Here is a 23,605-nt window from a genome sequence, read left to right on the forward strand (position 1 = left end):
ATCATTTAAACGATATAATTACAGTATATAAATATATATGAGATATTTAATTCAAATAGGGTTAACTAGATACTTTAATCATAAATGATATATAAAAAGACCATCTTCAAGCGCATTGAAGATAGTCTTGTATTGGTATATAGTATTTTCTCTTTTTTACTAAATATTCATTTATATATTAGTGAAAGCTTGGTTTGTCGTAGTGTGTGCCTGGTTCGCCAATACCGATGCTTGCACGGTGGAATGGTGTTTCATCATCTACATGTAAGATGTCGAAGATAGCTTTTACTACAGCTTCTCGTGTAACTTGGGCATCGTTAAATTGAACACCTTCAGGAATGAGCTCATAATTTGTATTTTCTGGATCATTGTAGAGCCATGTGAGGCGCAAGATTGTGTAGTTTAAGTTGGATTCGCGCAACACATTGCGTGCTTGACGTTCGCCTTGTACATAGCTAATAGGCAAGCTGTCGAAGGTCCATTTTTCAAGTGCTGCAGGGAATTCGCCAGAAAGACCAGCCATAGAAAGACCGATAACACGGCGTACGTTTTTACGGCTCAATGCTTTCACAATAGCCGCCATATCGCTGCCAGACTCCATAGCGCCTACAAATACGATCTCTGCATTTGTTACCGCTTCCTCTAATTTAGCAGGATTTTGGAAAGAACCCTCGATGACAGTAACGCGTTCATGTTCTAAAATTTCTGGATGTAAACGAGTACTCAATTGGCGACCATATAATGTAAGGTGCATATCTGTATATGTTAATAATGTAGCAGTCAACTTTTGTGCAATTTGGCCAGCGGCCCCTAAAATTGTAATATATTTGTACATATAGACCTCCTATGTCCTAGGCATAAGTATTTGTATGCATTATATCACAACTATATGACGAGAAAGTGAGAATAACAATTTAATTAATAGCTAGAATTTCTTTTGTTGTTATAAGATACTCAAATCGATTTCTTCAAATTTTAGAGATGCGCTGTAAAATTTGATGTTGAATTTACATGATAATTTAACTACAATAATGATAAGATATTAGAAAGATGAGTGTTATATCACTAAAGTATTCTGGAGGTGATAGTATGCCGAATATAAAACCTATTTCAGATTTACGTAATTATTCTGAAGTTTTACGTGATGTTACTATAGATAGTCCTGTATTTTTAACTAAAAATGGTAGAGGTAGGTATGCAATTATGGATATTCAAGATTATGAACGTGTAATGGCTACTATAAAACTTATGGGGGCTTTAGAGACAGGTCGTAAATCTGGTGAAGAACAAGGCTGGATTTCATCAGAGCAACTAAAGAGTGAATTGGGGATTTGATTATGAATAATCAAATTAGCTATGCACCAAAAGCACGAGAAGATTTGCTAGAAATAAAATCTTTTATAGAAGAAGAAACCGGTGATATTGAGTTAGCTAAGAAAACCGTTTCGGATATAGTGACTACGAATGACTCGTTGAGTATATTTCCAGAAATGGGGCAGCGATTATTGATTAATTTAGAAAGCAAAATTGAATACAGATATTTACTTTGTCATAATTATTTAAGTTTTTATCGTTATTTAGACCGGACTATCTATATTGATAGAATATTAAACAGTAGACGTGATTATCTTAGAATACTATTAGATGAAGTACATTAGTTATTAAAAGCACTATCGTTAATAGATGGTGCTTTTTATCATATGATAAACATACTATCTATAATAGTATCTTGCCTTTCACAAATCTCTGAAGAATGTTACAATAGACACTATATATTCATTTTTAGAAAAGAGGCTATTTATGGAACGGATTCAAGATCTTGTGTACACGCATGTGCAGGGTGGCCAGTTTAGATGGGTTACTGTCAGCACATTGATGCTCGCATTGGGCACGATATTGCATTTGGTGAGCCCTAGTGTGGCTGGGGTAACGCCGAACTGGACGATTGCTACGTACTGCGTAGCTATTTTATTGACTCGCCCTAGTTTGAGTCAAACATTAGGGATTGGCCTTGTAGCGGCCCTCATTAACGTATTGACGTCTAAGTCAGCATTTCCTTATGGCAACTTGTTGTCAGAGCCAGGCGGTGCGTTGACGGCAGCTCTCGTGACACGCGCTATGTTGTCCGTGAAGTTCCGTAAAATCGGTGGTTTTGATTTAACGCCAATTCTATCTGGCTTTTTAGCGACTGTTGTATCTGGTGGTATCTTCGTTACTATTTTGTGGAAAGTATTGGGCTTACCAGACAATGTATATATGTATGGTATGTGGCCGATGGTTCTTATCGTAGGCGCTTTGAATGGTGCCATTACGCCAATCTTGTACATTCCGGCGCAACGTCTATTCTCCAAACGCGGTATGTTGCCAAGTACAGATCAATTGACATCTGACCATAGTCACATGACGATTTTGCCTGAGCGCCAAGCTAAGATTTCCATTGAACACGTAAATTACTACCATCCTAAGGCGACGACACCATCTCTTGAAAACATCAATCTCGACGTACATGATGGGGACTTCCTCGTTGTGACTGGTCCTGCTGGTTGTGGTAAAAGTACTCTTTGCATGGCTATGGTAGGGGCTGTGCCTAAATTCTACGGCGGTCGCCTTGAAGGCATGGTGTTCGTAGATGGTAAAGCGACTACGCAAATGGAAATTCCTGAATTGGCTAATCACATCGGTGTAGTTCTTGCCGATTACGATACACAACTCGTAACGATGACTGTTCGTGAAGAAGTGGCCTTTGCCATGGAAAATCGCGGTTATGACCGTGAAACCATCAAAGCACGTTCTGAAGAGGTGTTTGCACAAGTTGGTCTTATCGGCTTAGAAGATCGCAAAATTACTAGTCTATCCGGTGGTCAACGCCAACGTTTGGCGATTGCTTCCGTATTGGCTACGAACCCAACTGTTCTTGTTCTCGATGAACCAACGAGCTCCCTTGACCCAGATGGGACTGCCGAATTATATCGCCTCGTAGGTGATTTGAACAAGAAACACGGTATTACCGTTGTCGTTATCGACCATGACTTACACGCTGTATTGCCGTATGCAAACCGCATGGCTCTCATGGTGGATGGCTCTATTGCATGTGACGACGATGTACCAACTACGCTTCGTTACATGTACGAACACAATATTCACGTTGATGCGTTGCCATCCGTGTTCACTACGTATATGGAACTTGAACAAGCGGGCTTCCACAGCGATGAGCCTTGGCTTAGCATCGAGTCTGCTATCAAGGGCTTGCACCAAATTGAAATGGCTCACGCCATCCAAACTGAGGTGCATGGTGAAAGCAACTCTAGAGTAAATCAATCTAAAACAGTAGAAAATTCTACTAATCAATCCAATACAGTAGTAAATAAACAACCAATTCAACGCGTTGATGATGTACAAGGAAAGGACGGTGGCGCTCATGCTTAAGGTTGAAAATATCCGCTTTGGCTATGTGCCATCCGTAGACATCTTCCGAGATGTGACTTTCACCATCGAAGGTGGCGAATATATTGCCATCGGTGGTCGTAATGGTTGTGGTAAAACGACGATTACTCGTTTGCTCGTAGGCCTTGAAAAGGCTAGCGAAGGCCGCATGTACTATAACGGCACAGATATTACGTCTATGCCACCATCTAAACGTGGTCAATTCATCGGTTATGTATTCCAACAACCGGATCGCCAAATGTTCAGACCTACTGTAGCGACAGAGGTTGCTTTTGGCCCTGAGTCTTTGGGCCGTAGTAAATCCGAAGTGAAACAAATCGTCGACGAAGTGTTGGAACGCACAGGTATTGCTCACTTGCGTGATGCGTATCCTCCAACATTGCGCCGCGGCGAAAAGCAACGCGTTGCTATCGCTTCTGCATTAGCGATGCAATCTAAAATCCTCATCCTCGACGAACCAACAAGTGGTCAAGATGGTAAGGAAACTAAAGAGTTGTTAGCGTTATTGCGCCAACTCAATCAAGAAGGCATTACGATCCTTCTCATTACACATGATATGGAAATCATGGCTAGCGAATGTAGCCGTGCACTCATCATGGGTAACCAAACCGTTGCCTTTGATGGCAGTCCAGAAGAATTATTCAAGAAGTCTACGGACGAATTGCAAGACCTAGGCCTTACAAAACCTCCAAGTGTGGAACTTTCACTAGCGGTACCATCCCTCGGTTATTGCAAATCCATGGATGAATTGAAATCTAAGTTAGTGGCTCAGTTGGGCAGAAAATAGGAGGGACATATGGAACGTTTAGTACCGTTAACAAAAATCTTGATGACCCTCGCTGTATCCGTGTGGGCCATTCTATTACGCGACTGGGCATCTCTATTGGCCTTAGTCGTTGTAGAACTTGTCGTGTTATTTGTTGCAGGTTTATTAATCAAACAACGTAAGGCTGTAGCGGCATTGACTAGTTTTGCTGTATTCCTTGGCATCATTCAATTCCTCGGTAGCGGCGATATAACATCTGCCATCGTATCTGGCTTGCGTATGCTTGCGATGACACTTGTGTTTATCTGTCTATTGGCAACTACAAAATTGCAAGACCTTACAGCAGCGCTCGTAACACAATGCAAAATTCCTTATGAATATGCATTTATGTTCACCGCAGCACTTCGCTTTGTGCCTGACTTCATTGCTGAAAGCCATGCTGTACAAGAGGCGCAAGCGTGCCGTGGTTTATCCTTAGAAGGCAACTTCATTAAACGCATGAAATCTTACGCATCCGTGATCCAACCATTGCTCTTAAAATCCTTGGGCCGCTCCGAAACAATGGCGTTGTCCCTAGAACTACGCGGCTTCGGTGGACCTACTCATAGCTTTGCAGCGTCTGTAGGCTTGAAAACTATCGATTACGGCGTGATTGGGGCATTGATTGCTATTACAATACTACTATTCGTAATTGTGTAATAGATAGAACTAGATAAATTCATAGTGTTAATTGTGTTATAATTAATTTGAAGAGTATGGGGTATCTTAATTGGTACACCTGAAAAGACACCTGGAAATGGCCAAATTTCTAGGTGTCTTTTGTTTATCTTTTGGAAATTTATTTATGATATCCTACTGATAGGTAGTAAGCGTACAAAATATTGCCTACAATATAACAAAAAGGGCGAGTTGAAACTCGTCCTTTTTTCTTGCGTATTTAGGTTCTTTTTATATATTATGTTATATAGAAATAATTTCAGTTTTGGATAACAACTGTTTTGAGGGCTTCTTATGAGTGAATTAGTAATACGACCAATTACAAAGGATGATATCGCAGTTTGTTTAGATATTTATAATTACGAGGTTGTGAACGGCGTAGCAACGCTTGATCTTGAGCTGCGTACGTTGCCAGAGTGGCAGGAGTGGTATGAGGCGCATCAAACTTCAGAGCATTGTATTTTTGTAGGTCTTATAGATGATGTAGTTGTAGGTTATGCATCGCTTTCACCATATAGAACAAAGGATGCTTTCAAAAGTACTGTCGAATTATCTATTTACATTCATCAAGAATATAGAGGCAAAGGCGTGGCATCTAAGTTGATGGCACATATTTTAGACCACGCAAAAGAAACGGATACATTGCATACGGTGGTGTCTGTTATTACGGCAGGGAATGCAGCGAGCACGGCATTGCACGAGCGTTTTGGATTTACCTATTGTGGGCTAACACCGCAAGTTGGTTTCAAACATGGTAAATATCAGGATACCGAAACATACGCATTATTGGTATAATAAAACATAGATATTAAAGTAAAGACTAATAATGTACAGATGATAGATAAGGGTTCGCCAAGGGGTAGGGCGAATAGGGTGATTGAATGAACATGAAGGATGAACGGCAGTTTGTTGGATACAGCAAGTATCGAAGCCGTCTTGTAGATGGTCATGTGCATACAGAATTGTGTCCCCATGGTAGTGGGGACCGAACTGCATTGATGATTGAAAAGGCCATCGAGTTGCGTATTGAAAAGGTATGCCTTACAGAGCATGCGCCGTTGCCAAAGGCTTTTGCAGCTGAATATGGTGGTGACCAAAAGGCCTATGATACAGCGTCTTTGAAATTAAACCAAGTTGATAGCTATCTAGAATTAGGTCGTCAATTACAACGTGCCTATGGTACACATATCGATATCTCCCTCGGCTTTGAGGTGGATTATATTCCAGGCTTTGAGGCAGATATTCAGGAGTTCCTAGACCGTTATGGTCCATTAACGGATGATAATATTTTATCCGTTCACTTTATGGAAGGCGTTAATAATGCCTTTTACTGCTTAGACTATAGCCCTGAAGAATTTGAAAAGGGTTTTGGTCCGTGGATTGAAAAACAATATGAGTTGTATTACAAATATTACTCTACTGTACGCCAAGCCGTACGTGCTGACCTCGGCGAATATACACCAAAACGCATCGGTCACTTTGATTTGATTAAGAAATACCAACATCACTTTGGTTTTGAACATCACTTAGATCGTCGTAATGCGCAGGTGGTAAGTGATATTTTACATATCATGCGCGTACAAGGTCGCGAGCTAGACTATAACATGAGTGGTTTCTTTAAACCAGACTGCCGTGAAATGTATCCAAGCCGCTTTATCCAAGGCATGGCTGCTGTCATCGGCGTGCCATTTGTATTGGGCTCTGATGCACATAGCATAGCAGATATAGAAAAAGTTTGGGGATAATTGCAAAAGGTCTATACTTGGCTCTATTCTTTGTAACATATGGGTAAAAGTATAGGCCTTTTTATATATTACCGTGATTTAGATGCACAGAATCGTTAAGTAGGATAGGAAATAATATGAATTATAGTGCTGCAACATATATAATAATTTGCGTATTTATCATATACTTATTCGATGTTTTTAAAGTGCAGTCTTTTCGATTAAACAATATTGATTTAAAGAAGAGTGTAGAAATTAAAATTTTTCAGTTAATAAAAGGTCTCGCTGTGGTAGCATATACTGTAATTCCTTGGGGCCACACCTTGTGGGGAACAAGAGTATTAGCAGTAATCTTTTTATTGGCAGTATTAGGTGATATTTATTCTAGAAATAAAGTTGCTAAAGCGGTTACAGGTTTGTCAGTTTCTGAAAAAGAACGTTTATGTCGTTCTGCTAACATGCTTTATCTTTATTTTATTCCGTATATGCTAGTCTGTGTAACTGTAATTATTTTTATGAATTTTTAGTGTGTTAGCTGATTAGGCATTTTAGAGGAACAGAACGTATGGAGATAATACTTAAAATTCTAACTCTTATTATACTTATTGGTATATTCTATAACATTAGACAACGCAAGAAGTATGATGAATGGAATGAAAAGAAAAATCAAGCCATATATGATTTGGGGCAAATTTTGGCATGTGACAGAGAACAAGCTAAGTTTGTAATAGATCAACTAGGACATCATGCGGTACCTATTGATGCGGTAGTTGAGCCTATGTCTGTTGTCTCTATTCATGGTGAAAGTATGTACGGCTATGCTTTCGCTTATAATGAAATAAAGGGATGTTTTACTCTAAACGATAAGTTTGAAATAACAAATTTGATTTATAATGATGTGGACTTATTACAGTTAAATTCTTTATCTTTGTAAGATACAATGCAGTGATATTATTTTAAATAGAAGGTAGTTGATAAAATTAATCAACTACCTTCTATTTTTACCAAAATAATAAATAGAATACAAAAATGTTTAATATTTTATTGCAAAAAAAAATATAATTTAATATATAATTTACTTTATGAAGAAAGGAGAGGAATTAATGAGAGTTGTATGTATTGCAGCAGGTTGTGTTAGCTTGCTGACCACATTCGGTATTATGCCTAGTTTTGCGGCAGAAGTATCAAACCCATTTATACAACAAGAAGCGGCCCGAGCCGATGCTTCATTACGCCAACGTGCAGAAGCACCAATGACTGGGGCCGCTTTGCCGCGTTCAGAATCTGCCTATACAGGTTTAGATAAAGTGCCAATGAAGTCATTACCTAAGGAAAGTACATCGTTTGCAATAGAGCATATTGTAGTAACTTCTTCAGAACCAGTGTTACAAAAATATAAAAATCAATTGCAGGTATATAACCATAATCGCATTGGAACTGAGGGTATTCAGTTTTTACAAAAGGAATTACAAGAGCAACTGTTATCTGATGGGTATATTACGAGTCAAGTAGTTGTGCCAAATCAAGATTTACAGTCTGGTACACTCACTTTTGAGATTATGCCTGGCTATGTAGAAGATATTGTTCTTACAAATTCTAAAGCACGTACTAATTGGCGTAGTGCCTTTCCTGTAAGACCGGGTTACGTATTACGTCGTCAAGCTCTTGAGCAAGGGATTGACCAAATGCGTAATGTACCAGGTCAAGATATTAAGATGACTATAGAGCCAGGTACAAAACCATTACATTCTATTATTAAGCTTACTGTTGAGCAAAAAGGTTTCGTACACGGATCTTTGATGCTAGATAATTCTGGAAATAAATCGACAGGGATGTATCAAGGAGCTGTATTTTTATCTTTTAGTCAATTGGCAGGACTCAATGACGTATTAACTACTAGCTTTACAAAAGATATCAGTCATCATGATGATGGTCATGGATCAAAACAATATGCGGTTAGCTATTCTGTTCCTGACGGAAATCGTACGTATCGTATTTCAACGTACAAATATAGCTATAATCAATTGGTATTCATGCCAAATGCGTTTCGTTCTTCTGGCACTACGCAAGGTACAGAATTTGCAGTAGAGCAAGTATTAAATAGAACAAGTCGCTCTAAGACTTCGGCTGTAGCTAAAGTCATTCATAAGGAGCGTCACAATTATTTAGATGATGTAGAGCTTGGTGTACAAGAGCAACATACAACCGCTGTCGAGGTGGGTTTATCTCATCGTCAATATAGTGGGAATACTGTATCCGATGTTTATCTATTCTATCGACAAGGTATTAATGGATTGGGTGCTCAAGTACGGAGTTGGGAAGGCTTGTCAGATAATCCTACTACACTATATAAAATGGCAGGCGTAGAAGGTCAAGTTCAAACGGGTGTTCGTATGGGTCATAAGCAAGGTATGTATACGATGCGTTTTAGAAGCCAGTTTACAGACCAACGCTTATTTGGTACCGAACAATTTAGTATTGGTGGTCGTTATTCTGTACGAGGCTTTAGTGGAGAAGAAACCTTAAGAGGAGATTCTGGCTATTACGTACAAAATGAATGGGCATTACCATTTAGAAAGCAACAAGTCACCCCTTATGTAGGTGTAGATATTGGACATGTATGGGGCCCATCTACAGAAACGCAAGTAGGTAATACCTTGGTTGGTGGCGTAGTCGGGGTTCGCGGAACAGTTGGTGATGCTGTAAATTACGATGTATCACTGGGAACCCCTATTAAAAAGCCAGAAGGGTTTGATACAGATACGCGTGTGTGGGCCTTTAGAGGTAGTTATCAGTTTTAAGTGTTGTAATCTAGTGCAGCTATACCGTTACATGGTGAATGGTATGTACTAGAAAAGGAGAGTAATATGAATATAAGAAAGCATACGGCAATGGCTATCTTTGCTGCATTGTTAGCGACTAACTCTGCACCATGGATTCCTATGGCCCTTGCTAATCCTGTTGTACCTGATCAAGGTAAATTAGGACCAAAAATAGAAGAAGCTAGAAATGGCATGACTGTCGTTAATATTAATACACCTAATGATAAAGGGTTATCACATAACCAATATAATGCATTCAATGTAGACGAAAAGGGGCTTATATTAAATAATGCGAATCGACCTGTAAATACAGAGCTTGCAGGCTATATTATGGGGAACCCTAATTTAGTAGGTCCAACGGCTAATACAATTTTAAATGAAGTAACGGGTACAGGCTCTACTTCTATGAATGGTGCTCTTGAAGTAGCCGGTAATAAGGCACATGTTATCGTTGCCAACCCTAATGGTATTTCTGTTAATAATGGCACATTTATTAATGCAAGTAGCGCTACACTCACAACAGGTAATCCAATAATTAATAATGGTAGTGTTACAGGCTATAATGTACAAAAAGGTGTTATTACAGTTGGTGAAAAAGGTCTTAATGCCTCTAAAACAGCACGTACAGATATGCTTGCTGAGGCTGTAAAGCTCAATGGTAAAGTTTGGGCCCAAGATGCTCAAGTTGTAACGGGTAAGAATGATATTTCCGTAGATGCTACTGGTAAAGTTACAAATACTCACAAAACTGGTGAATCGAGTCAAGTCGGCCTTGATGTAGCTGCTATTGGTGGGATGTATGCTAATAGTATGTACTTGGTGGGTACCAACGAAGGCTTTGGGGTTAATAACCAAGGCGTATTGTCTGCACAAAACAAACTCACCATAGATAGTACTGGTAAGTTGCAAAATACAGGTACGATAGCTGCTACAGATGCCAATATTACAACCCAAAGTCTAGAGCAGATGAATAAGGGTAAACTTTATGTAGATACAGCAAAGATTACTACTGACTCTATAATACAAACTGGTAATGCTACGACTAAAGAAGCACCTGTTATGATTGCTCAAAAAGATTTGTCTATAGCAACAAAATCTATTGTTAATACAGATGGTAGTGTAATCAAAGCAGAAGGTAAATTACAGCTTGGTAAAACGATGGATGAGAAAGGTACAGTATCCGGTAAAATAGATTCTGTAGTAAATACTGCATCTACCATTGAGTTTGGTCAAGGTGGAGCTTTACTTGCGAAATCTGTAGATAATAAAAATGGTGGTATTACCCTTAAGCGTGTAGCGGTAGAGGGTAAAGAGCATATCAAAAACGAAGTAGCTCCATCCGGTAGTATTAAGCGTTATCAATTGTCTGAGGAACGAATTTATGGACATGATGATGAAATTCCAAAAGATAAAGTAGTTGTACACTCTTCTGAGAATCTACAACTTTCCATAAATGGTAAACATCATGATAGTTGGACTAAATATGAATATGATCGTACACGTGAGGAAGATGTAGTAGATACATCTAATCCTGGACGAATTATTTCTGGCGGTAATTTACATGTGGATGTAGATCATATGGTGAATGAGGCTAGTCAAATTAGTGCTGTTGGAGATATAACTGGTACTGTAGGTCATTATGAGCAAAGCAATCCTAAAGGTAATGAATATATAACTGAAGAGGGTACAGCTACAAGTTATAGCCGTCATCATAAAAACGGGTGGGATACTACCAATATTCGTGAAGCAGAATATAAGAATACTAAGGTGAATCCTAAAGATGTACCTGTTGCCGTATATGGCGGTCATGTAGAAAATAGTAAAAGTGATGCTACAGTAGATGCATCTTTATTAAATAGTATGAGTCAGTTATCGACGAATCCTAATACTACCTATGTGATTGAAACTGATCCAAACTTTACAAATCGTCGCAACTTCTTATCTTCTGATTACGTATTATCTCGTCTTAAATTAGACCCTATGAATATACAAAAACGTTTGGGTGATGGCTACTATGAGCAGCAACTCGTTATGCAAGAGATTATGCGTCAAACCGGTAAAAGTAGACTACAATCTGGTCTTTCAGCAGAAGAACAATATCGCCAATTGATGGATGCAGGGATTAGTGTAACTAAATCTCAATCTATTGTATTAGGTAGAGGTTTAACAGAGGCTGAGCAAAAGAATCTTAAAGAGGATGTAGTGCTCCTAGTTAGTAAGTCTGTTGTATTACCAAATGGCAAAACTGAAACTGTGCTAGTACCTACTTTATATTTAGCACCAAACACAAAACGAGTAGAAGGTGGTGCTAATTTACAAGCCCAATCTATTAACCTATCTGTTGATACTATGCATAATAGCGGGAGCATTGTAGCGGATAAGGATGTGATTCTTACTGGTAATTCCATTCACAATGATAATGGTCTTATTAAAGGTAACACGGCTACGGTTACAGCAAATGACGAAGTTCGTAATACACAAGGCACTATTATAGGCAATGATACAGTCTCTGTGTATGCTAAGAAAGACGTTATTAATGAAGGTGGCAGCATTACACAAATTAATGCAGCTGGTTCCACAAAAGTTAGCGCGGGTCGAGATGTAATTAATAAAGGCGTACAGTATGAGGCCGGTAATAGCAAGGTTGAGTGGAACAGTAGCAACAACCGTCGTGAAACGATTACTGGTGTAGATCAAGGCCGTATTGGTGGTGCTGGTCAAACAACAGTAGTAGCAGGCCGAGATGTATCTATGGAGGCAGGTATTGTCTCCTCTGATGTGAATACAACTGTTACGGCAGGTCGCAATGTAACGATGAAAGCAATGAATGCTACACATGAGCTTGAAGAACATCGTTTTGATAAAGGTAAATCTGGTGGTGGACACTCTCAAACGACTCAGTCTCATGATCTTGTGAAAGCACAATCATCGGTTGGTAGTAGCATTGAAGGTAAGAACGTTTCTGTTGTAGCCTCTGATGCAGTACAATTGGAAGGTAGTCAAGTGTTAGCAGCAGATACAGTGAAAGTATCTGGTAATACGGTTGCATTAAATACTGCAAAAGCTAATAGTACAGTTAATCATGTGTACCTAGATAAAAAGAAAAGTTTAGTAAAACGTGAAAGCACCAATGCGGTGGATGATGTAACTGCTACATCTGTAACTGGTTCTACGGTAAGTGGTAAAACTGTAACTATTACTAGTGCTCAAGATGTAACGGGTCAATCTGCTCAAGTTTTGGGCGAGAATACCGTATCTGTTACCGCTGGTGGTAAGGTAGAATTGGGCGCTGACAAATCTACTACGGATGGCTCTAGTGTTTATCGTCATAAAAAATCTGGTTTTTTGGGCGGTGCCGGTATAGGTTTCTCTATTGGTAAAGAAAAACACAATATTGATGAAGCAAACCATGAAGAGGCTACTGTACGAAATACAATTGCTAGTACGAAAGGGACTGTAAATATCAAGGCTAATGATATAGTTCATCTTACAAGCGCAGATATTGTTGCTAAAGAAGGTGCTGTGTTAGACGGCTCTGCTGTTACATTAGATGGTAACGTGGATCATAACCACATGACACATGATGAACGCTACAAAAAAACTGGTCTTACCGTGTCCTTAGGTGGTGCAGTAGCTAATACACTTACAAATACTACGCGCACTATAAAACAAGCAGGTGGTCGTGATGACAAACGGTTGGCTGCACTTGAACTCAATGAAGCTCGTAAACAATTGCAAGATGGATATGAAGCAGTAGATGCAGCTTTACATGGAGAAAAAATACGCGATGCCGTAACAGGTAAAGTTGATAAAGTAGACGGTAAAGCTAAACGAGGAGCTAAAAATATTGATGATGCTATTAACTTATCTGTAAGCATTGGTAGCACTTCTAGAAAACAAGGGCAAGTAGTAGATATAAATACATATCAAGGTGGCACTCTTGTTAGTGATGGTAATGTATATATCAAGGCTCGTGATGCTCAGAAAACTGGTATTGGTTTAACTGGTGAAACAGTTGAGGCCAAAAAATTAGTATTAGATAGCGCTAGTGATATTAATCTTGAGGCTGGTAAGAATACTGTAGATGTTAATAACACCTATAAAAGCTCTGGATGGAGTGTTGGGGCAGGTATTAGCTTAACTGGTGGTGGCCTCCTCGATATTAATGCTAGTGGTTATATGGCTCGTCAAAATGGAGCTACCCATCAAGAAGGTTATATTCCAACAAAGATTAAAGCAGCTGAATTAGCACAACTTAAAGCAAAACGTGACACAAATATTATTGGTTCTACTGTATCTGGTAAAAAGGTAGAAGTAGATACAGGCCGTGATTTACATATTCAAAGCTTACAAGATGTAGATAACTTTAAAGAACATAGTAAATCTGCAGGCTTTTCTGTGTCCTCTAAACCAACGTTTAAAGACATCATGGGGAGTATCGGCGGTAGTGTTGGAAGGATTGATAGTAAATGGAAAAGTGTTACAAAACAGGCAGGTATTCATGCTGGAGATGATGGTTATATTATTAATACTGGTAATAAAACTAAACTTAAAGGTGCCATTATTTCAAGCAAAGCTGCAAAGAATAAAAATACAGTATCTACAAAAAATCTTATTATGGAGGATATTACCAATGAGGCTGAATATTCAGTTTCGGAAAATGGAGTACAATATAATAGATTTGGTGATATTAAATCAAAAAGTAAACATGATTTAGATAAGATATATAAAGAGCTTGGTGCGACACCAACAGGGGGGCTTGGTGCACATGATAAGTCTAGTTCTACTACCCAAAGTACAATCAGTGAAGGTATAATTAAAGAGAATGGTCGAATGGTAGATGTGAAAAGAATTAATACTGATATAGAACATTCCCTAAATACATTACATGCAATCTTTGATCGTAAATCTATTGAAGAGAAACAAGAACTGGCTAATCTGTTCAGTATTAATGCTAATGAGGCTATTCACCAAATTGCAAAACATGAAGGCTGGAATGATGGGGACCCTCGTAAGGTGGCATTACATACATTATTTGGAGGCGCTACGGCTTCTTTAGGTGGTTCTAACTATGCAGAAGGCGCTTACATAGGTGGAATAACTGAGGCGATGATGCCAGAATTAAAAAAATGGGCTGGAACAATAACAGGTCCAGACGGTAAGCAATATGTAAATCCAGAGAGATTACAGCAAATAGCATATATTTTGGGGTATGCTACGAATAAGAGCTTAGGTCAAAATGGACAATCTGGCGCTTATGTAGCACGTATGAGCGCCAAGTATAATCAAGGTTTTGAACTTTCTGAGTTTATGGATGATCCAATACAGTTTATGAAGCGTAGATTGGTAGAAACTAAGGGCGATGGTCCAAGTTACCAGTTTGCTGATAGACCAGTAGATAATACCTTAACGATTAATGAGCGTGCTGATATATTAGGGGGGAATGAAGGCTATTATAGCAAAGAGGAAGTTGAACAGGCCCATAAAGATCAAGATGCATATCAAGCTGAAATTAACGAAACAGTTCAAGCAGCCTTAGAACGTAATAGAACTCGAAATGAAGACCAGTATACAGAACCTTATACACCACCTATTGAGACAGAACAAGTAGTTGGTGGTGAAAGTGAAGCTACGCAAGCATATAATGTTTCGATGAGTGAAATTAATAATCCTACTGATGTTTCTAAAAAAGATGTTAATCGTGCTATTGCTGTAACTGGTGGAGTATCTAGTACTTGGTTAGTTGGCGGAGGATTACATCATGAGGGGGAGAGGTTGACTAATAAAGTTATATCGACAGATAAAGCGCTAAAATTAGGAACAATTTTAGGAAAAAGTGCAAGCAAAGCTGTAGCAATGGAAGTCGGTGGGTTGGCTGGAGATGCTGCGTTTACTGCAATTAATATGAATCAAAATAGAATTGAGTTTGAAGGTCGCCCTGATTTGATTGAAAAGGCCGATGAATTGGATAAAACATCACTAGCTATTGGCGCGAGTGGTTCTGCTGCTACACTTGGTACGGGAGTGGTAGGTACACCTGTTGCTGCTGCTTTTGTTGGTACAGGTTTTGTAGTGGGAAATACAATATATAGCTTTAATGCAGAGCTTGAGAAAGATAAGTTAAGAGAAGAGTATAAACTCTGGAAAACGGGGAGAAAATGAGTAAACTTGGAATATTAGGATATTTTTTTGTTTTTATATCTATATCATTATCTATAGGGTTATATAAAATTGAGATCCGTAAATGTTCATTTGATGAAAAATATGAATATATGAAAAAACATAGAATTTTTGGTAGCCTAACAAAGTATTTATCTATAATCTCTATTATAAGTTTAGTGGTATTAAATCTTAAATTTTTAATGGATAAAGATTATAAATTTATAGTAGATTATGGCAGTATTTGGTTGATTTTCTTCTTTTTTACAATACTCACGGGATTTTGTCAAAAAAGAGATAGTATATATTTTAAAGAGGGCCTTATTGCAGCGTTTTCTGCATTATGGGGGATTATCGTGTTTACTTATGCGTTTAGAAAAGTCCTTTTTTAAATAGAAAATATATATTGTTTTACTATATTAGACTAATGATATGGAATTCTTTAAGAAACCATAGCAAAGGGGCATCTCGAAGGAGGTGCCCCTTTAGTTATTAATAAGGAAAACTACACTTTATTAACAGGGAAATTCTTTATGCTATACTTTAAACTGTGTTAATATGATAAAATAAACGGTATAAATACTTCAACAACTAGGTTTATTACCTATAATGACCCATAATTAAATTTGAGTAATACTAACGGTTCTATTGACAATTCTATAGAACCGTTATATTATAATTTCATACTTTAACAAAGTAAAGCGATAAAATAGAAAAGTATCGATATAGGTAAATTTTTTCTCATAACAAACTGAATAGCTAGATGACTTAAACCGTCATATAACTTAAGTGGTTAATACAGATGACATATAGCATTCAAAAACATGAGAAATGATATAGATCAAATGATAGAAAGGATGTTTACGATGGAACAGCAGCAATTACCTACGGGGTTCCGTGATGATATAGGGGCCGTAGCGGAGCGCAAGGATGATGTGAGCCAATATGTGCTTGGTCTATGTCGCAGCCGTCAGTACACTAAGATCTCTACGCCTCTTGTGGAGTACAAGGATGTATTTAATGGCTATGCAATGGGGCGCGGTCAGCATATGTACGAGTTCATGGATAGTTCTGATGAGTCCGTCGTAATTCGTCCTGATTTGACTATGCCAATCGGTCGTTTCTTGGCGACTACCAATATTGAATTGCCTCGCACGTTCTATTACTTGGGCGATGTATTTATGAAAAATAAAAAGCACCGTGGCGATGTGAACCAAGTTACGCAAGGCGGCATCGAGATGGTAGGCTATGAAGGCATTGGAGCCGAGCAAGAGTGTTTCGCTATTATCAAAGAGGTAAACGAAACGAAGCTGGGCAATAATTTACTATTAGAAATTGGAGACGCTCGTTTCTCTCGAGCTATTACCGATGCTCTTGGTCTTAGTGATGAAGAAAAAACTGAGCTCTTAGAAGCTTTGTTTACTAAATACTTGCCACGCTATAACGAGTTGATTTCCGATTTTAAAAATAGTGCGTTATATCCATTCTTAACTGTATGGCCACGCTTGTTCGGCACGGTCCGAGATATTAAGGATGAGCTCAACCAAATTATCCTGCCAGCCGGGGCGCAACGCATTTTAGATAATCTCGTAGACATGGCCAACCAAGTGGCTCAAACAGGTCAACAGGTTCGCATTGATGTGTCTACTGAGCCTCTTCAATCCTATTACACAGGCCTCACATTTAGAGGCTATGTGGACGGTGTGTCCCAATACATCGTCAGCGGCGGTCGTTATGACGGCTTGCTATCTAGCTTTGATGGTACACCGATGCCTGCGGTGGGGATGGCTTTCAACATCGACGTCTTGACCGATGTAACCTTGAATGGTGAAAGCAACAATCAAGATAATGGTAAATTGCGTATCGCTCTTACAAAGGGCCGCGTAGAGAAAGATTTTATTCCTCTCTTGGAGTCCTGTGGCGTAGACTGTGAGCCATTGCGTAACAAGGCGCGTAAGCTTATCATTCCGTTGGGCGATGCTATTGAGGTTATCCTCGCTAAAGGCCCAGATGTAACGACTTACTTAAAAAACGGTGTTGTTGACCTTGGTATCGTTGGTAGTGATGTACTAGACGAACAAGACGATACAAGCTATGAAATGCTAGATTTACAAACTGGTAAATGCCAATTTATTTTGGCCTCTTTGGCAGGGTATGATCCTAAAGAAGGTCGTCGTCAACGTATCGGTACAAAGTACCCAACCATTACAAAACAGTACTTTGGTGCCCAAGATGTGGAAATCATCAAAATTGAAGGCTCCGTTGAATTGGCTCCGTTAGTAGGGCTCGCTGATGCCATCGTCGATATTACAGAAACTGGTACAACCTTGCGGGAAAATAACTTAGAAATCTTCGATTGGTTACAAAAGATTTCCACTCGTTTAGTAGCTAATCCATTAGCGTTAAAACAAAAGAGAAATACTATTTTTAAACTTATAGATCAGCTTTCAGAAGCCATTAATAAATAAGAGATAGAACTAATAGTGCGAATAGCATATATAGGAAGAAGGATAAGACATGAAAATTTATAAGGAATCATTAGATACGATGCTTGGTATCGTACGAAATTACACTCAACAAACTACAGACATGGAAATTGAACGGTGCGTATACGATATCATCGACGATGTGCGCACCAATGGTGATGCGGCTTTAAAGGCATACTCTGAAAAATTTGATGGCGTATCCATCGAAGACTTCAAGGTGCCTCAAGAGGAAATCGACGCTGCTTATGAGTCCTTATCTGATGATTTGAAAGCTGCTTTATTAAAGGCAAAGGCTAATATTACAGAGTTCCACAGCCGTGAAATTGAGCAAGGCTTTGTAGACATGGATACACCGGGCATCATCCGTGGACAAAAGGTTATTCCATTGGCTCGCGTTGGCCTTTATGTTCCTGGCGGCACAGCGGCTTACCCTTCTACTATTATCATGACTGCGTTGCCAGCTAAAATTGCAGGTGTTAAAGAAATCGTTATGGTTACACCTCCTCAAAAGGATGGTATCAATCCTGCTGTATTGAGCGCTGCAAAACTTGCTGGTGTTGATGCAGTATACCAAGTTGGCGGTGCTCAAGGTGTAGCGGCTCTTGCGTATGGTACGGAAAGCATTCCAAAGGTTGATAAAATCGTAGGCCCTGGCAACATTTACGTTGCTACAGCAAAACGCCAAGTGTTCGGCCAAGTTGACATCGATATGATTGCAGGTCCTAGTGAAATCGGTGTTATCGCTGACGATAGTGCTAATCCAGTACACCTTGCAGCAGATCTTTTGTCCCAAGCGGAACATGATCCTCGGGCGCGTGCTATCATGGTTACTACTAGTGAAAGCCTAGCAAATGCCGTATCTGATGAGGTAGAACGCCAATTAAAATTGTTACCTCGTGAAAGCATCGCTCGTCCAGCTATTGAAAATAACAGTTATATTGCTGTTATGGATAGCGTTGAAGACATGTTTACGGTCATGAACGAAGTAGCACCTGAGCATTTGGAAATCCAATTGCCAGATCCAATGGGCTACATGAGCCTCGTTCAAAATGCAGGCTCCGTATTCCTTGGCGCTTATGCATCTGAGCCATTGGGCGACTACGTAGGCGGTACAAATCACGTATTACCTACAAGCGGTACAGCACGCTTCTCATCTCCACTTGGTGTATATGATTTCGTAAAACGTACATCCTTTACACAATTCACAAAAGAACGATTAGAAGAAGTAGCAACACACATTACTACATTAGCTCGTACAGAAGGTCTTGAGGCACATGCTCGCGCCATCGAAGTACGTTTTGAGAAATAGATTTGAGGTATAGAGGTCGTTATGATACGCACAGGTACGGTGCAACGCACCACTCAAGAAACAGATATTAAAGTAGAACTTACCCTTGATGGGGCGCAAACGAGCTCCATCTCCACAGGAATTGGCTTTTTGGACCACATGTTGACGCTACTCGCGAAACATGGGCGCTTTGGTCTCGTAGTAGAGGCAAAGGGCGATACATACGTAGATGCTCACCACACTGTGGAGGATATCGGATTGGCCTTAGGTCAGGCACTGGTGAAAGCCTTAGGCGATAAGGCTGGTATCGAGCGTTACGGTGATGCGTGGGTTCCTATGGACGAAGCTTTGACGCAAGTTGTGATCGACTTGAGTGGCCGTCCGTACCTCGTGTTCCAAGGCGAATGGAGCACTCCGGTTTTAGGTGGTAACTTTGAAACAGAGCTTGTAGAGGATTTCTTCCAAGCACTAGCCATGAGCGCTGCTATGAATTTACATGTTCGCAATTTATATGGTCGCAATACACACCACATCATTGAAAGCATGTTTAAGGCTACAGGCCGTGCTTTGCGCAAGGCCGTTACGATTAACCCAGATATTCAAGGGGTAAATTCTACAAAGGGCGTTATTTAATATAGTCATTGAATAAAGGAGAACCTATGATTTTTCCAGCTATAGATTTACAAGATGGTCGCAGCGTTCGCCTCTATAAAGGTGACTTCGCGCAGGAAACGGTGATCAATCCTAATCCAGTGGACCAAGCAAAACAATATGAAGATGCCAAGGTAGGCGCACTCCACCTCGTCGATTTAGACGGTGCTAAGGCGGGCAAACCTGTTAACGTAGACATTGTAAAAGCAGTGCGTGAAGCTTTCACAGGCATCCTTGAAATCGGTGGCGGTATTCGCGATAAAGCGGCGGTTGACCTCTATTTAGGCTTAGGCGTAGATCGGGTTATTCTAGGCTCTGTGGCTCTCAAAAATCCAGAGCTTACCAAACAAGTGATTGCAGAATACGGTGCAGAGCGCATCGTCATCGGTGTAGACGGCAAAAATGGCAAGGTCGCTGCTGAAGGTTGGCTTGATCAATCCGATGTGCCTATGACCGATTTAATCGGCGCTATGGTTGAAGGCGGCGCAAAGTACTTTATTGTTACTGATGTGGACCGCGATGGTACCATGCAAGGTGCTAACGAGGATTTGCTTGGCAATTTGCAAAAAGCATTCCCTACAGCACGCATCGTTGCGTCTGGGGGCGTTCGTAATTTAGAAGATATTAAATCCCTTGAAGCCAAAGGTGTTATGGATAGCATCGTTGGTAAGGCTTTGTATGAAGGAACGATTACATTAGAGGAAATTGCCGGGTACAATCAACGATAATTATATTGCTGATGCTATTCCTGTAGTATTTACAACATGTGTTGTTTAGCATGACCGATGAAATAGATTGATAACATTTAGTGGGGAGTAGAATTATGTTAGCGAAACGGATTATTCCATGCCTTGATGTGGATGATGGGCGCGTTAAAAAAGGAGTTAACTTTGTTAACCTCGTAGATGTCGGCAGCCCCGTAGATATTGCGGCTTCCTATGAACAGCAACAGGCTGACGAATTAGTATTCTTAGATATTACGGCTACTGTCGATGCACGGACTACTATGCGCGACGTGGTGCAAGAGATTTCTTCCCAGGTCTTTATGCCGCTCACCGTTGGTGGTGGTATTAAGAGCGTTGATAATATGACGGCTTTGTTGAAAGCTGGCGCAGATAAGGTATCTTTGAATTCTGCAGCCCTTGCAAATCCTGAACTCATCACCGAAGGGGCTCAAAAGTTTGGTAACCAATGTATGGTAGTGGCTATCGATGTAAAAACAGACGAAGAGACTGGCGAATGGTACGCTTATACGCATGGTGGTCGTAAGCGCACCGAATGGAAAGCCCTCGATTGGGCTAAGGAAGCTGTGTCTCGTGGAGCAGGGGAATTGCTCGTAACGAGCATGGACAAGGACGGCACTAAATCTGGCTTTGATATCAAACTATATAAAGCCATTGAAGCCGTAGTAGATGTACCTATCATCGCATCTGGCGGGGCCGGCAAGGTTCAAGACTTTATAGAACTCTTTGAACAAACCGGTGTTACCGGTGCATTGGCAGCATCTATCTTCCACTTTGGAGAAATTAAAATTTCTGATCTTAAAAACGAATTACGAGCTCGAGGAATTACTGTACGATAAAAGTAATTTACATAATTAGAGTATGGTAAACGAATTAAATACCTCCACTATGGTAAAGGTACTAAACAAAACATTGAATTTTGAAAAGATTACTTGTATTAAAGGATTACAATATGAAACCGGATTTTGAAAAGGGAAACGGCTTATTGCCAACGGTTGTGCAAGATGCAGATACAAAAGATGTGCTCATGGTGGCGTGGATGAACGAAGAAAGCTTTCACAAAACACTAGAAACAAAGGAAACGTGGTTTTGGTCTCGTTCTCGCCAAGAGCTATGGCACAAGGGCGGTACGAGTGGCAATGTGCAACATGTGGTGAGTATGGCCCTCGATTGTGATGGGGATACATTGCTCATTCAAGTTAAGCCAGAAGGCCCTGCGTGTCACACGGGGCGCACAAGCTGTTTCTTTAATGATGTAGATTGGAGTTAGTTATGGCACAACAAACATTGAACGAATTATACGAAATTATTAAGAACCGCAAAGCGAAACCTAAGGAAGGTTCTTATACGAATTACTTATTTGATAAAGGTCTCGATAAAATCTTGAAAAAGGTAGGCGAAGAGGCTACAGAGGTTGTCATCGCTGCAAAGAACGAAGACCCTCAAGAGTTGATTTACGAAACCGCAGATGTGTTGTATCACTTGCTCGTATTATTAGCAGAGAAAAATATTCCTTACGAAGCCATTGAGGCAGAACTTGCGAGCCGTGAAGGGGTAGTGAGTAAGACTACAGATCGCCCAGAAATTACGAATTTATAATATACTTCATTAAGAAAATAGTTAGAAAGGATAGCCTATGAAAGAGATAATTCGCACATTGAAACCCTATATACCAGAGGAGCCTGCTACAGCGGTAAAGGAACGCCTTGGGGTAGACCGATTAGTGCGCTTGTCAGCCAACGAAAACCCATATGGTACATCTCCATTAGTGCGTGAGGCTATTCTTAGCTATGTAACACATAATGATGCTAACTATTATCCTGATGGTAACGCTACTGATTTGCGTATGAAATTGGCTGCGTATTGGAAGGTACAACCAGAGCAACTCGTTATCGGTGTAGGCCTTGATGAGGTTATTGCCATGGTCAATAAAACCTTGATCAGCGCTGGTGACTCTATCGTGGTAAGCGTGCCAGCCTTCTCCGAGTATGCTTTAAATGGTCTCGTTGAGGGTGCAGAAATTCGTGAAGTTGAGGCGGATTTTGAAACAGGTCACTATGATTTCGCCGCACTGTTAAAAGCTGTAGATGACACAACACGCCTCGTATGGATTTGTAATCCTAATAACCCTACAGGTACCTATGAGACTGTTGAAGATATCCGTAACTTTATTGCAAAAGTACCAAAAGAAACATTAGTTATCATCGATGAGGCCTATATTGACTTCGTTACATCCGTAGATGTTCCTACAGCACGTGCATTACTAGATGAGTTCCCAAATGTAGCTATTATGCGTACCTTCTCTAAGGCGTATGGCCTTGCTAATTACCGTGTAGGCTATATGATGACGCCTTTAGAGCTTGCGAACTATATGCAAACTATCCGCTTGCCATATAATCTTAATACTTTATCCCAAGTAGCAGCAGAAGCAGCCTTTGATGATCAAGCATTCTTAACAAGAATAATATCTCAAAATGCAGAAGAGCGGGCTAAATGGGAAAGCTTGTTTGATGAATTAGGTATTCACTACTACAAGAGTGAAGCGAACTTTATTTTCTTTGCTGTATCCGATGCAGAAGGCTTGGCTGATGCATGGCTAAAAGAAGGCTATCAAGTGCGCCGTGGACAACGAGACGGTTGGTTGAGACTTACTATTCCAATGGCTCAAGATGGAGCTGTTATGCGCGGTATATTAAAACAATTCATGAATTAATCAATATGGGATATATCATATATACTAATAATTTGCGCCTTATGATATCAACTTTCATTCTATAGAATGGAGTTTAGCTTTTACCCAATTGA

Annotated in this window: 21 protein-coding genes; 20 read left to right on the forward strand and 1 reads right to left on the reverse strand. The window is 39.9% G+C overall.

What is annotated here, in order from left to right:
• Positions 1-178: 178 nt before the first annotated feature.
• The gene (locus O3607_RS06520) at positions 179-835 is read right to left on the reverse strand and encodes an NAD(P)H-binding protein (protein WP_005387476.1); all 657 of its coding nucleotides are present in this window, start codon (positions 833-835) and stop codon (positions 179-181) included.
• A 254-nt stretch (positions 836-1,089) separates the two neighbouring features.
• On the opposite strand from O3607_RS06520, the gene O3607_RS06525 reads away from it, so the two are divergent.
• From O3607_RS06525 to hisC, 20 genes are all read left to right on the forward strand, one after another.
• On the forward strand, positions 1,090-1,335 hold the full coding sequence (locus O3607_RS06525) for a type II toxin-antitoxin system prevent-host-death family antitoxin (RefSeq protein ID WP_039969495.1): 246 nt from the start codon (positions 1,090-1,092) through the stop codon (positions 1,333-1,335).
• Between the two features lie 2 nt (positions 1,336-1,337).
• Positions 1,338-1,658, forward strand: a complete 321-nt coding sequence (locus O3607_RS06530) for a type II toxin-antitoxin system RelE/ParE family toxin (RefSeq protein ID WP_129823534.1) — start codon at positions 1,338-1,340, stop codon at positions 1,656-1,658.
• A 142-nt stretch (positions 1,659-1,800) separates the two neighbouring features.
• Entirely contained in the window at positions 1,801-3,426 is a 1,626-nt protein-coding gene (locus O3607_RS06535) for a tryptophan transporter (protein WP_005387479.1), read from the forward strand.
• The gene (locus tag O3607_RS06540; RefSeq protein WP_371443581.1) at positions 3,419-4,231 is read left to right on the forward strand and encodes an energy-coupling factor ABC transporter ATP-binding protein; all 813 of its coding nucleotides are present in this window, start codon (positions 3,419-3,421) and stop codon (positions 4,229-4,231) included. The genes O3607_RS06535 and O3607_RS06540 overlap by 8 nt, the downstream gene beginning before the upstream one ends.
• Positions 4,232-4,240: 9 nt before the next feature.
• Entirely contained in the window at positions 4,241-4,909 is a 669-nt protein-coding gene (locus O3607_RS06545; RefSeq protein WP_371443582.1) for an energy-coupling factor transporter transmembrane protein EcfT, read from the forward strand.
• A gap of 312 nt (positions 4,910-5,221) precedes the next feature.
• Entirely contained in the window at positions 5,222-5,722 is a 501-nt protein-coding gene (locus O3607_RS06550) for an N-acetyltransferase family protein (RefSeq protein WP_371443583.1), read from the forward strand.
• An 86-nt stretch (positions 5,723-5,808) separates the two neighbouring features.
• The gene (gene hisJ / locus O3607_RS06555) at positions 5,809-6,672 is read left to right on the forward strand and encodes a histidinol-phosphatase HisJ (RefSeq protein ID WP_371443584.1); all 864 of its coding nucleotides are present in this window, start codon (positions 5,809-5,811) and stop codon (positions 6,670-6,672) included.
• 116 nt (positions 6,673-6,788) lie between these two features.
• The gene (locus O3607_RS06560; protein WP_295213008.1) at positions 6,789-7,178 is read left to right on the forward strand and encodes a hypothetical protein; all 390 of its coding nucleotides are present in this window, start codon (positions 6,789-6,791) and stop codon (positions 7,176-7,178) included.
• A 38-nt stretch (positions 7,179-7,216) separates the two neighbouring features.
• Positions 7,217-7,585, forward strand: a complete 369-nt coding sequence (locus tag O3607_RS06565) for a hypothetical protein (protein WP_024064634.1) — start codon at positions 7,217-7,219, stop codon at positions 7,583-7,585.
• A gap of 169 nt (positions 7,586-7,754) precedes the next feature.
• The gene (locus O3607_RS06570) at positions 7,755-9,452 is read left to right on the forward strand and encodes a ShlB/FhaC/HecB family hemolysin secretion/activation protein (RefSeq protein ID WP_371443585.1); all 1,698 of its coding nucleotides are present in this window, start codon (positions 7,755-7,757) and stop codon (positions 9,450-9,452) included.
• Between the two features lie 66 nt (positions 9,453-9,518).
• Positions 9,519-15,635: a hemagglutinin repeat-containing protein gene (locus O3607_RS06575; protein ID WP_371443586.1), complete on the forward strand. Its 6,117-nt coding sequence runs from the start codon at positions 9,519-9,521 to the stop codon at positions 15,633-15,635.
• Entirely contained in the window at positions 15,632-16,024 is a 393-nt protein-coding gene (locus O3607_RS06580) for a hypothetical protein (RefSeq protein ID WP_213467512.1), read from the forward strand. Before O3607_RS06575 ends, O3607_RS06580 begins: the two co-directional genes overlap by 4 nt.
• 474 nt (positions 16,025-16,498) lie before the next feature.
• Complete coding sequence (hisG, locus tag O3607_RS06585) at positions 16,499-18,100, forward strand: ATP phosphoribosyltransferase (protein WP_371443587.1); 1,602 nt, start codon at positions 16,499-16,501, stop codon at positions 18,098-18,100.
• A 49-nt stretch (positions 18,101-18,149) separates the two neighbouring features.
• Positions 18,150-19,427: a histidinol dehydrogenase gene (hisD, locus tag O3607_RS06590; RefSeq protein WP_371443588.1), complete on the forward strand. Its 1,278-nt coding sequence runs from the start codon at positions 18,150-18,152 to the stop codon at positions 19,425-19,427.
• Between the two features lie 21 nt (positions 19,428-19,448).
• Positions 19,449-20,039, forward strand: a complete 591-nt coding sequence (gene hisB, locus O3607_RS06595) for an imidazoleglycerol-phosphate dehydratase HisB (protein WP_371443589.1) — start codon at positions 19,449-19,451, stop codon at positions 20,037-20,039.
• A gap of 26 nt (positions 20,040-20,065) precedes the next feature.
• A complete protein-coding gene (gene hisA / locus O3607_RS06600) occupies positions 20,066-20,785 on the forward strand; it encodes a 1-(5-phosphoribosyl)-5-[(5-phosphoribosylamino)methylideneamino]imidazole-4-carboxamide isomerase (RefSeq protein ID WP_371443590.1) in 720 nt (239 codons plus the stop codon).
• Between the two features lie 95 nt (positions 20,786-20,880).
• Complete coding sequence (gene hisF, locus O3607_RS06605; RefSeq protein WP_285365351.1) at positions 20,881-21,639, forward strand: imidazole glycerol phosphate synthase subunit HisF; 759 nt, start codon at positions 20,881-20,883, stop codon at positions 21,637-21,639.
• A gap of 113 nt (positions 21,640-21,752) precedes the next feature.
• Positions 21,753-22,070 (forward strand): phosphoribosyl-AMP cyclohydrolase, encoded by a 318-nt coding sequence (gene hisI / locus O3607_RS06610; protein ID WP_285365350.1) that lies wholly within the window; start codon positions 21,753-21,755, stop codon positions 22,068-22,070.
• 2 nt (positions 22,071-22,072) lie between these two features.
• Complete coding sequence (gene hisE, locus O3607_RS06615; RefSeq protein ID WP_285365349.1) at positions 22,073-22,399, forward strand: phosphoribosyl-ATP diphosphatase; 327 nt, start codon at positions 22,073-22,075, stop codon at positions 22,397-22,399.
• Positions 22,400-22,436: 37 nt separating this feature from the next.
• A complete protein-coding gene (gene hisC, locus O3607_RS06620; protein ID WP_371443591.1) occupies positions 22,437-23,513 on the forward strand; it encodes a histidinol-phosphate transaminase in 1,077 nt (358 codons plus the stop codon).
• Positions 23,514-23,605 lie beyond the last annotated feature (92 nt).

It is taken from the genome of Veillonella sp. 20925_1_51, from assembly GCF_041431445.1.
GTDB classification, from domain to species: Bacteria; Bacillota; Negativicutes; order Veillonellales; family Veillonellaceae; genus Veillonella; species Veillonella nakazawae.